This window comes from Neisseria sp. P0021.S007 (assembly GCF_051956855.1).
The window spans coordinates 1-555 of record NZ_JBQCXA010000984.1 but is presented as its reverse complement, the minus strand read 5'-3'; the positions used below and the strand labels follow the sequence as shown (position 1 = coordinate 555).

At 55.0% G+C, this 555-nt stretch carries 1 protein-coding gene; it reads right to left on the bottom strand.

Annotation, left to right across the window (positions count from 1 at the left end; genetic code table 11):
* Positions 1–555 (bottom strand): alpha-amylase family glycosyl hydrolase (locus tag ACTHUR_RS17095; RefSeq protein WP_440399892.1); only part of this gene is annotated, 555 nt, incomplete at both ends.

Below are 555 nucleotides of genomic sequence, written 5' to 3'. Positions count from 1 at the left end.
ACCTCGCGGGTGGCGAGGGTGTTCCACAACAATGCCATTTGCAGCGGGTTGTAGCCGATTTGGCATTCGTCTTGTCCGATGTATTGGACGACTTGGTCGGGGTGGACGATAGCTTCGGATTTGAAGAACACGGCAGGTGCAGCGATGCGCATGACGGCGTTGAATGCGCGGATTAAGGCATGGGCTTGTGGCAGGTTTTCGCAGCAAGTGCCCATTTGTTTCCAAATGAAGGCAACGGCGTCCATACGCAGGATGTCAACGCCCAAATTGGCGAGGAACATCATTTCGCCCGCCATGGCGCGGAATACCCAAGGATTGCTGTAATTCAAATCCCATTGGAAGGAATTGAACGTCGTCCATACCCAGCGTCCGTCTTCTAATTGGGAGAAGCCGCCCGGATGCTGATCGGGGAAGATTTCGCGCAGGGTGCGGTCGTATTGGTCGGGCATCCAGCGGTCGGGGAAGATGTGGTAGAAATTGTCGAAAAGCGGATTGCCGGCGGCGCAGCCTTTCGCCCATTCGTGTTCGTTGGAAGTGTGGTTGAAGATGAAATCG